This window comes from Streptomyces sp. NPDC002138, from assembly GCF_040296485.1.
GTDB lineage: Bacteria > Actinomycetota > Actinomycetes > Streptomycetales > Streptomycetaceae > Streptomyces.
In genome coordinates, this window is the sequence record NZ_JBEOXE010000126.1 from 1 (window position 1) to 9,343 (window position 9,343).

Here is a 9,343-nt window from a genome sequence, read left to right on the forward strand (position 1 = left end):
GCGCCCCCGGCGCCGGATGCGGCAGCCGAGGGGGCGGGCGAGGCTGAGATAGCGCCCCCGGCGCCGGATGCGGCAGCCGAGGGGGCGGGCGAGGCCAGATAGCCGGCGCCGGATGCGGCAGCCGAGGCGAGGCTGAAGGGTGCTCGCCGGGGCCGGGGAGGCCGGAAGGCCCGGCCCCCGGCGGGGGTCGGGCCTTCTCGGGTGGGTCAGGGGGCCGGTCAGGCCTCGAAGACCTCGTTCATCAGGAGCTGCTGCTCCGCCTGGTGCCGCTTCGCGGAACCCACCGCGGGGGAAGACCCGTGCGGCCGGGAGACCCGCCGCAGCCGCTCACCCGCCGGCACGTCCGCCCCGACCGCCAGGTCGAGGTGGTCGATCAGGTTCAGCGCGATGAACGGCCACGCACCCTGGTTCGCCGGCTCCTCCTGCGCCCAGATGTACTTCGCCGCGTTCGGGAACTTGGCGATCTCGGCCTGGAGCTCCGCACCCGCGAGCGGGTACAGCCGCTCGATGCGGATGATCGCGGTGTCCGTGATGCCGCGCTTCTCCCGCTCGGCCTCCAGGTCGTAGTAGACCTTGCCCGCGCAGAAGACGACCTTGCGGACCGCGTTCGGGTCCACGGTGGCGTCACCGATGACCGGACGGAACCCGCCGGTCGTGAACTCCTCCGCCTTCGACGCCGCCGCCTTCAGACGCAGCATCGACTTCGGGGTGAAGACGATGAGCGGCTTGTGGTGCGGGTTGTGGACCTGCCAGCGCAGCAGGTGGAAGTAGTTCGACGGGAGCGTGGGCATGGCCACCGTCATGTTGTCCTGCGCGCACATCTGCAGGAAGCGCTCGGGACGCGCGGACGAGTGGTCCGGGCCCTGGCCCTCGTACCCGTGCGGGAGGAGCAGCGTGACGCCGGACGTCTGGCCCCACTTCTGCTCGGCGGAGGAGATGAACTCGTCGACGACGGTCTGCGCGCCGTTGACGAAGTCACCGAACTGGGCCTCCCAGAGGACCAGCGCGTCCGGGCGGGCCAGCGAGTAGCCGTACTCGAAGCCCATGGCCGCGTACTCGGAGAGCAGCGAGTCGTAGACGTTGTAGCGGGCCTGGTCGTCCGAGAGGTAGAGCAGCGGGGTGTAGTCCTCGCCCGTCTCCCGGTCGATGAGGACCGCGTGCCGCTGGCCGAAGGTGCCGCGGCGCGAGTCCTGGCCGGACAGCCGGACCGGGGTGCCCTCCATCAGCAGCGAACCGAAGGCCAGGGTCTCGCCCATGCCCCAGTCGATGGTGCCCTCGTCGATCATGGCCGCGCGGCGCTGCAGCTGCGGCAGCAGACGCGGGTGGACGGTGACGCCCTCGGGGATGTTGACCTGGGACTCGGCGATCCGCTTGACGACGTCCTGCGAGATCGCGGTGTTCACGGTCACCGGGAACTCCTGGGCGACCTGGACGGGCGCCACCGGGGCGACCGCGGGCTGCGTGGCGGCCTCGCGGACCTCCGCGAAGACCTTCTCCAGCTGGCCCTGGAAGTCCTGGAGCGCCTGCTCGGCCTCTTCCAGGGTGATGTCGCCGCGACCGATGAGGGACTCGGTGTACAGCTTGCGCACCGAGCGCTTCTTGTCGATCAGGTCGTACATCAGCGGCTGCGTGAAGGCCGGGTTGTCGGACTCGTTGTGACCGCGGCGGCGGTAGCAGATGAGGTCGATGACCACGTCCTTGTTGAACGCCTGGCGGAACTCGAAGGCCAGGCGTCCGATGCGGACCACGGCCTCCGGGTCGTCGCCGTTCACGTGGAAGATCGGCGCCTCGATCATGCGGGCCACGTCGGTCGCGTACATCGACGAGCGCGAGGACTCCGGGGCGGCGGTGAAGCCGACCTGGTTGTTGATCACGACGTGGACGGTGCCGCCGGTGCGGTAGCCGCGCAGCTGCGACATGTTCAGCGTCTCGGCGACCACACCCTGGCCCGCGAAGGCCGCGTCACCGTGCAGGGCGACGGGCAGGACCGTGAAGTCCGTGCCGCCCTTGTTGATGATGTCCTGCTTGGCGCGGACGACGCCCTCCAGGACCGGGTCCACCGCCTCCAGGTGCGAGGGGTTGGCGACGAGCGAGACCTTGATCTGCTCGCCGTCCAGGCCGGTGAAGGTGCCGTTGGCGCCCAGGTGGTACTTGACGTCGCCGGAGCCGTGCATCGACTTCGGGTCGAGGTTGCCCTCGAACTCGCGGAAGATCTGCGCGTACGACTTACCCACGATGTTCGCGAGGACGTTCAGGCGGCCGCGGTGGGCCATGCCGATCGCGACCTCTTCGAGGCGGGCCTCGGCGGCCGAGTCGATGACGGCGTCGAGCAGCGGGATGACCGACTCGCCGCCCTCGAGGGAGAAGCGCTTCTGGCCGACGTACTTCGTCTGCAGGAAGGTCTCGAACGCCTCGGCGGCGTTCAGGCGGCGCAGGATGCGCAGCTGCTCCTCGCGCTCCGGCTTGGTGTGCGGGCGCTCGATGCGGTCCTGGATCCAGCGGCGCTGCTTCGGGTCCTGGATGTGCATGAACTCGACGCCGGTGGTGCGGCAGTACGAGTCGCGCAGCACGCCGAGGATGTCGCGGAGCTTCATCATCGACTTGCCGGAGAAGCCGCCGACCGCGAACTCGCGCTCCAGGTCCCACAGGGTGAGGCCGTGCTCGGTGATGTCGAGGTCGGGGTGCTTGCGCTGCTTGTACTCCAGCGGGTCGGTGTCGGCCATGACGTGGCCGCGCACCCGGTAGGAGTGGATCAGCTCGAAGACGCGGGCGGCCTTCGTGACGTCGTCGTCGTGCGAGGCGTCGATGTCCCGGAGCCAGCGGACCGGCTCGTACGGGATGCGCAGCGCCTCGAAGACGTCGTCGTAGAAGCCGTTCTCGCCCAGCAGCAGGTTCGCGACGATGCGCAGGAACTCGCCGGAGGCCGCGCCCTGGATGACCCGGTGGTCGTAGGTCGAGGTCAGGGTCATGACCTTGGAGATGCCCAGCTTGTTCAGGGTGTCCTGCGAGGTGCCCTGGAACTCGGCGGGGTAGTCCATCGAGCCGACGCCCATGATGACCGACTGTCCGGGCATCAGGCGGGGCACGGAGTGCACGGTGCCCAGGCCGCCGGGGTTGGTCAGCGAGACGGTGACGCCGGTGAAGTCGTCCATCGTCAGCTTGCCGACGCGGGCGCGGCGGACGATGTCCTCGTACGCCTGCCAGAACTCGAAGAAGTTGAGGGTCTCGGCCTTCTTGATGCCGGCGACGACGAGCTGGCGGTCGCCGTTCGGCTTCACGAGGTCGATCGCCAGGCCGAAGTTGATGTGCTCCGGCTTGACCAGGGTGGGCTTGCCGTCCTTCTCCGCGAAGGAGTAGTTCATCGACGGCATGGCCTTGATCGCCTGCACCATCGCGTAGCCGATGAGGTGGGTGAAGGAGATCTTCCCGCCCCGGGCGCGCTTCAGGTGGTTGTTGATCACGATGCGGTTGTCGAACAGCAGCTTCACAGGGACGGCGCGGACGGACGTGGCCGTCGGCACCTCCAGGGAGGCGTTCATGTTCTTGACCACGGCAGCGGCGGGGCCGCGGAGCGTCACCAGCTCGGGGCCCGCGGGGGCCTCGGTGGGGGGCGCGGCCTTCGGGGCTGCGGGAGTGGAGGGAGCGGCGGCGGCCGGAGCCGGGGCCTGAGGGGCAGGCGCCGCCGGTGCGGCGGCCTGGGAGGTGACAGTCACAGCAGGGGCACCAGAGGGGGTGGCAGGAGCAGGGGCAGGAGCTGGCACGGGCGTGGGCGCGGCGGCGGAGGTCGGCGCGACGTGCGCCGCCCCCGTGGCGGCGTCGGCGGCCTGCGGGGCTACGGCGGCGGGGGCGGCCTGTGCGGAGGCGCCGTCCGTCGTCGGGGACTTCTTGGGTTCTTCCGCCTTCACCGGGGCGGCCACGCCACCCGGCTTGTAGTCGGCGAAGAAGTCCCACCAGGCCCGGTCGACCGAATTCGGGTCCTGGAGGTACTGCTGATAGATCTCGTCGACGAGCCACTCATTGGCGCCGAAGCCTGAGGCAGGGGTCTTCCCGCGCTCTGCTGATTCGGTCGTGGTGCTCGAGTTACTGGGGGACTGTGGCGACACGGCGGCAACCGCCCTCTTCCGCTTCACAAGGTATGGACAGCGGGAATAAAGGCTACGCCTCCCCGGCGGTCAGATGCAGACCGGGCGGGACATCCGTCGCGCAGGTCACACCGAACGGCGGGTTTCGCGGGGTGGAATGGCGGGAAACAAGCGTGGTTCGGGTAGGGGTCACCGTGGTTGCGGCCCCCTGGCGTCGCACCCCTGACGGACCCCGGGCCGGTGTGGCCGAGATCATGTCCTTCCCACTCGAACCCTACGTCAACGCGTCGGCTGCGAGCTGCCCGGAAGTGTGACAAGGATCCGGCAGCCCCGAGGGGATTCGGCCACTCCGATGTGACCTCCGTGCAGGCCGACGGCCCAGCGGGCGATCGCCAGGCCGAGTCCGGTGCCGCCGTCGCCGCCCCGGGCACTGCCCCGGTTGAACCGCTCGAAGACCCGCAGCCGCTCCGACTCCGGAATGCCCGGGCCCTCGTCCAGCACCTCCAGCACCAGGGATCCGGGCCCCTCGGCGGACCGCGCGCGCACCGTCACCCGGCCGTGCGGCGGACTGTGCTTGACCGCGTTGTCGATCAGGTTCGCCACCACCTGGTGCAGCCGCTCCGCGTCCGCGTGGGCCACCAGATCGGGCGGGAAGACGTCCAGGTGCAGGTGTACGTCGTTGCGGGTGTGGCCGCCGGAGCCCGAGGCCAGCCCCGGCCGTCCGGCCGCCGCCAGGCCCGATTCCTTCAGCACGCCCGACAGGTACGGCCACACCTCGAAGCCGCGGGCCTTCAGCGGGACCACCCCGTTGTCCACCCGGGACAGGTCCAGCAGGGTCTCCACCAGCCGCCCCAGGCGCTCCGTCTGCTTGAGCGCCGTACGCATCGTCTCGGGGTCGGCGGCCGAGACCCCGTCCACCACGTTCTCCAGCACCGCGCGCAGGGCCGCGATCGGGGTGCGCAGCTCGTGGGAGACGTTCGCGACGAGTTCCTTGCGGTGGTGGTCCACCGCCTCCAGGTCGTCGGCCATCAGGTTGATCGTCGCGGCCAGGTCGCCCAGCTCGTCGCGGCGGCCCGAGCCGCGCACCCGGCGGGTGAAGTCGCCGTGCGATATCGCCTTGGCCACGGTGGTCATCTCGTCCAGCGGCGCCGTCAGGCTGTGCGCCACGAACTGGGTGATCAGCATCGAGGCGATCACCGAGAACACCGTGATGAACCGCACTTCGGTCGCCGTCCGCATGGCGACCATCAGCAGGCCCGTGGTGATGAAGACCGAGACGACCACCAGGGTGCCCAGCTTGGTCTTGATCGAGAACGGCGAGAACGGCCGCAGCCCCGGCCCCGGGACCCGGCCGCTCACGGCTGCGCCGGGGTCTCCAGGGCGTACCCGACGCCGTGGACCGTACGGATCCGCTCGGCGCCGATCTTGCGGCGCAGGGCCTTGATGTGGCTGTCGACCGTCCGGGTCCCGGAGGCATCGGCCCAGTCCCACACCTCCGCCAGCAGCTGCTCCCGCGAGAGCACCGCGCGCGGGGTGCCCGCGAGACAGACCAGCAGGTCGAACTCGGTGGGCGTCAGGTGCACGTCCTCCGCCTGCACCCGGACCCTGCGCTGCGCGTGGTCGATCTCCAGATCGCCGAGGCGCAGCGTGGAGCCGCGCGGCGCGTGGGCGGCGATCGCCGCCCGCTCCACGCGGCGCAGCAGGACGTGCGCCCGGGCCGCCAGCTCGCGCATCGAGAACGGCTTGGTCATGTAGTCATCGGCGCCGACCCCGAGGCCGACCAGCAGGTCCGTCTCGTCGTCGCGCGCGGTGAGCATCAGGACCGGCACCGGCCGCTGGGCCTGGACCCGGCGGCAGACCTCCAGGCCGTCGAAGCCCGGCAGCATCACGTCGAGGACGAGCAGCTCGGGCAGCCAGTTCTCGGCGGCCGCGACAGCCGCCGGGCCGTCCGCGGCGGTCTGTACCTGGAAACCCTCGGCGCGCAGCCGGGCGGCGATCGCCTCGGCGATCGTGCGGTCGTCCTCGACGACGAGCACCCGCCGCTGCGCGCCGGGGGTCGCGGGTGAGGCCGCGGCCCCGTTGTGGGTGGTGTGTGTCTGATCCATGTCCCGCCCCGGTAGTCCGACGGGGGACCCGTGAAGATCCCGCGTAATGGGGTGCAGCGTAGAGGAGGGTCCGGGCGGCGGCTATGACGGGTTGCACGCGAGGTGGACGACGTCCGGGACACCTCGGGCAACCGGCACCTCTTCCGTCCGTACCGAGCTGAATCCGGCATTCCGCATAGCGTCCTCGAACGCCGCGGACGGTTGTGCGGACCATACGGCGAGCACGCCGCCGGGGGTCAGCCTGGCCCGGCAGGCCGCCAGTCCGGCGGGGGAGTACAGGCCGCGGTTGTCGTCGGTGACGGTCCAGTCGGGGCCGTTGTCGATGTCCAGGCAGAGGGCGTCGTAGGGCCCGGAGGCCGGGTCGCCCAGGTGGGCCAGCAGGTCCGCGTGCAGGACCGCGACCCGCGGGTCCGCCAGCGCGGGACCCGAGATCGCGCCGAGCGGCCCGCGGCGGTGCCAGTCGATGACCGCCTCCTCGCGCTCGACGACGGCGATCCGCCCCCAGTGGTCCTGGGCGGCCGCGTGGGCGAGGGAGAAGCCGACGCCGAGCCCGCCGATGAGCAGGGCGGGCCGCCGGCCGTGGCGTGCGCGCGGGGTGCGGGGCGCGGCTTCGGGCGTGGCTCCGGGCGCGGCTCCGGGCGTGGCTTCGGGCGTGGCTTCGGGCGCGGTTTCGCGGAGGGCCAGCCGGGCGGCGTCGACGAGGAGGCGCTCGGAGCGCCCGTCCGAGGTGTCCATGAGGAAGCAGCCGTTGGCGATGATCTCGTACGTCGCGCCGCGGCGGCGCAGGACGACCTCGCCGTACGGGCCCTGGCGGCGGTCGACGGTGACGGGGGCGGCTGACATGGGCGGGTCCTCTCCGTGACCGGGCGGTCACTCGACCCCACAACGAAGCCCCGCCGCCGGGGGTTCCAGCGGCGGGGCCGACGCTCCGTCAGCCCCGGATCCGTCAGCCCGGGATCCGCCAGCTCCGGATCCGTCGGCTCCGCGGGCCGTGTCAGCTCTGTTCGAAGGACGGCAGCGCGTCCAGGACCTTCATCAGGGCCGGCGGGACGGATCCGTCGGTCGCGACGACCTCGTGGCCGTCGCGGACGAAGGAGTAGCTGAACCCGTCGAACACCTTCCCCTGGCCGGTGGCCACCGGCGGCAGGTGCGCGAAGTCGGCCTGCCGCAGGGCGCCGCGCAGCGCGTCGAGGTGGGAGGCGGTGAGCTTCCCCGCGCCCGCGGGGTGCCCGGAGCCGTCCAGGAGGGTCCACGACCCGTCCTCCCGGATGTCCAGGGTGCTCCGGTGCCCCGCGAAGCCACCGCTGCGGGTGACGCGCAGCAGCTGCCGCGTGTCGCCCGCGGTGGGGGCGGGGGTGGGGGCGGCCGTGGGAGCCGTGGGGGCCGGGGTGGGGCCGGTGCCCGGGCCGGTGGTGGCCGGCGGGGTGCGGGCGGCCGTCGCGCCGGTGCCGGGAGGGGAAGCGGGCGCGCCCGCTCCGCCGGGCGTACAGCCGCCGAGGGCCGGCGCGCTCAGTGCCAGGGCCAGCGCCAGCGCGGCCACCGTTCGGTACGTTCGCACACCCACCTCCACGAGGAATCGGGCCGACCCCGAGTATGGAGGTCCCCTGCCCGCAGCGAAACCACCCGTCACCCGGAGGCACGTCATCAGCCGCAACACCGCGTGGCCGTGGCGCCTGGTGCCGCCCTCGCTCGCGCTCGCCCTCGGTCTGTGGGGCCTGCCGCGCGGCGGCTCGATGTGGCGTGACGAGTCGGTGACGTACCAGGTGGCCCACCGGCCCTTCGGCGCGCTCGTCGACCTGCTCGGGCAGGTCGACGCCGTGCACGGCCTGTACTACCTGCTGATGCACGCCGTCTTCGGGGTGTGGGACGGCGGGTTGTGGGCGCTGCGGCTGCCCTCCGTCGCCGCCACCGCCCTCGCCGCCGCCGGAGTGGCCGCGATCGCCCATCGGCTGGTGGGGGAGCGGGCGGCCCTGCTCGCCGGGGCGGCGTACGCCGTGGCGCCGCCCGTGCAGATGTACGCCCAGGAGGGGCGCTCGTACGCGCTGGTCGCGGCGGCCGTGGTCTGTGCGACCTACCTGCTGGTGCGCGAGCGGTGGGTGGCCTACGCCGTGGTGCTCGCGCTCGGCTGCTGGTTGCACGAGTTCGCCGTACTGGCCCTGCTCGCGCACGGCTGCGCGGCCTGGCGCTCGCGCGGCTGGCGCTGGAGCGCGGGGGCCGTGGCGGTGGCGCTGACGCCGCTGGCGCTGCTGAGCGCGGGGCAGGCGCAGCAGCAGCTCGGCTGGCTCGGCCGGCCGAAGTGGACGGACTGGGCGGCGTACGCCGTGATCGCGGGCGCGGCCGTGCTGCTGGCCCGGGGGATCCCGGAGCGGGACCGGGCGCTGGTCCGGCTCGCGCTGCCGCTCGCGCTGCTGCCGCCGGGGCTGCTGCTGGCCGTCTCGCTGGTGCACCCGCTGTACGTCGACCGGTACGTGCTCTACGCCCTCGCCGGGCTCGCCCTGCTCGTGGGCGCGCGGCTGGCGGCGGGCGGCTGGGTGGCGTGGGTGGTGGCGGCGGCGCTGCTGGTGCCGTTCGGGTTCTGGGCGGGGTGGCTGCGTACGCCCGAGAGCCGCAAGGACGACGTCCTCGCGGTCGCGGCGGCCGTCCGGGCCGAGGCGCGGCCGGGGGACGCGGTGCTGTTCCTGCCGGCGCGGCGGCGCGAGTGGCTGCTGTCCTCGCCGCGGGTGTACGAGGGCCTGCGCGACGTGGCCCTCGCCGAGTCCCCCACGGCCTCGGGCACCCTGTGGGGCACGGAACTCCCCCCGCCGGACCTGCGCGCCCGTCTGCTCGCCGCACCCCGGGTCCTGGCCGTCCTGGACCCGGCGGGCGAGCCGGTGGACCCGTACCCGGGGGAGTCCGTGAAGCGCCAGACCCTGACCGCCCACTTCGACCTGTGCTCCCTCACCCCCCTCCACGGCGCCCGCCTGGCCGTCTTCGCCCAACCGGGCACCTGCGGCTAGCCTCCCGGCGGGGCGGGGGGGCTTGGCCCGGGGCGGGCCCGGCCCGGGGCGGCCTGGCGGCCTGCGGCCTGGCGGCCTGCGGCCTGGCGGCCTGCGGCCTGGCGGCCTGCGGCCTGGCGGCCTGCGGCCTGGCGCCGGCAAGGCTTTCGCGCCTCCTTCG

Annotated in this window: 6 protein-coding genes; 1 reads left to right on the plus strand and 5 read right to left on the minus strand. The window is 72.9% G+C overall.

Translation table 11 applies throughout. The features are described from left to right. Nucleotides 1–218: 218 nt before the first annotated feature. The 5 genes from ABT084_RS37220 to ABT084_RS37240 form a co-directional block, all read right to left on the minus strand. Nucleotides 219–4,103 (minus strand): multifunctional oxoglutarate decarboxylase/oxoglutarate dehydrogenase thiamine pyrophosphate-binding subunit/dihydrolipoyllysine-residue succinyltransferase subunit, encoded by a 3,885-nt coding sequence (locus ABT084_RS37220; RefSeq protein WP_351054088.1) that lies wholly within the window; start codon nt 4,101–4,103, stop codon nt 219–221. A gap of 258 nt (nt 4,104–4,361) precedes the next feature. Beyond that, entirely contained in the window at nt 4,362–5,441 is a 1,080-nt protein-coding gene (locus ABT084_RS37225; RefSeq protein ID WP_351054089.1) for a HAMP domain-containing sensor histidine kinase, read from the minus strand. Further along, nucleotides 5,438–6,187: a response regulator transcription factor gene (locus tag ABT084_RS37230; protein ID WP_351054092.1), complete on the minus strand. Its 750-nt coding sequence runs from the start codon at nt 6,185–6,187 to the stop codon at nt 5,438–5,440. The genes ABT084_RS37225 and ABT084_RS37230 overlap by 4 nt, the downstream gene beginning before the upstream one ends. 81 nt (nt 6,188–6,268) lie before the next feature. Beyond that, nucleotides 6,269–7,030 (minus strand): spermidine synthase family protein, encoded by a 762-nt coding sequence (locus ABT084_RS37235; RefSeq protein ID WP_351054095.1) that lies wholly within the window; start codon nt 7,028–7,030, stop codon nt 6,269–6,271. 151 nt (nt 7,031–7,181) lie between these two features. Then, nucleotides 7,182–7,745: a hypothetical protein gene (locus ABT084_RS37240; RefSeq protein WP_351054097.1), complete on the minus strand. Its 564-nt coding sequence runs from the start codon at nt 7,743–7,745 to the stop codon at nt 7,182–7,184. A 118-nt stretch (nt 7,746–7,863) separates the two neighbouring features. Here ABT084_RS37240 and ABT084_RS37245 point away from each other — a divergent pair, with 118 nt between their 5' ends. After that, nucleotides 7,864–9,183: a glycosyltransferase family protein gene (locus ABT084_RS37245; protein WP_351054100.1), complete on the plus strand. Its 1,320-nt coding sequence runs from the start codon at nt 7,864–7,866 to the stop codon at nt 9,181–9,183. Nucleotides 9,184–9,343 lie beyond the last annotated feature (160 nt).

Excerpts from the sequence above, each read along its gene's own strand:
- ABT084_RS37235 (WP_351054095.1), bottom strand. The coding sequence starts at position 7,030 with ATGTCAGCCGCCCCCGTCACCGTCGACCGCCGCCAGGGCCCGTACGGC.
- ABT084_RS37230 (WP_351054092.1), bottom strand. The coding sequence starts at position 6,187 with ATGGATCAGACACACACCACCCACAACGGGGCCGCGGCCTCACCCGCG.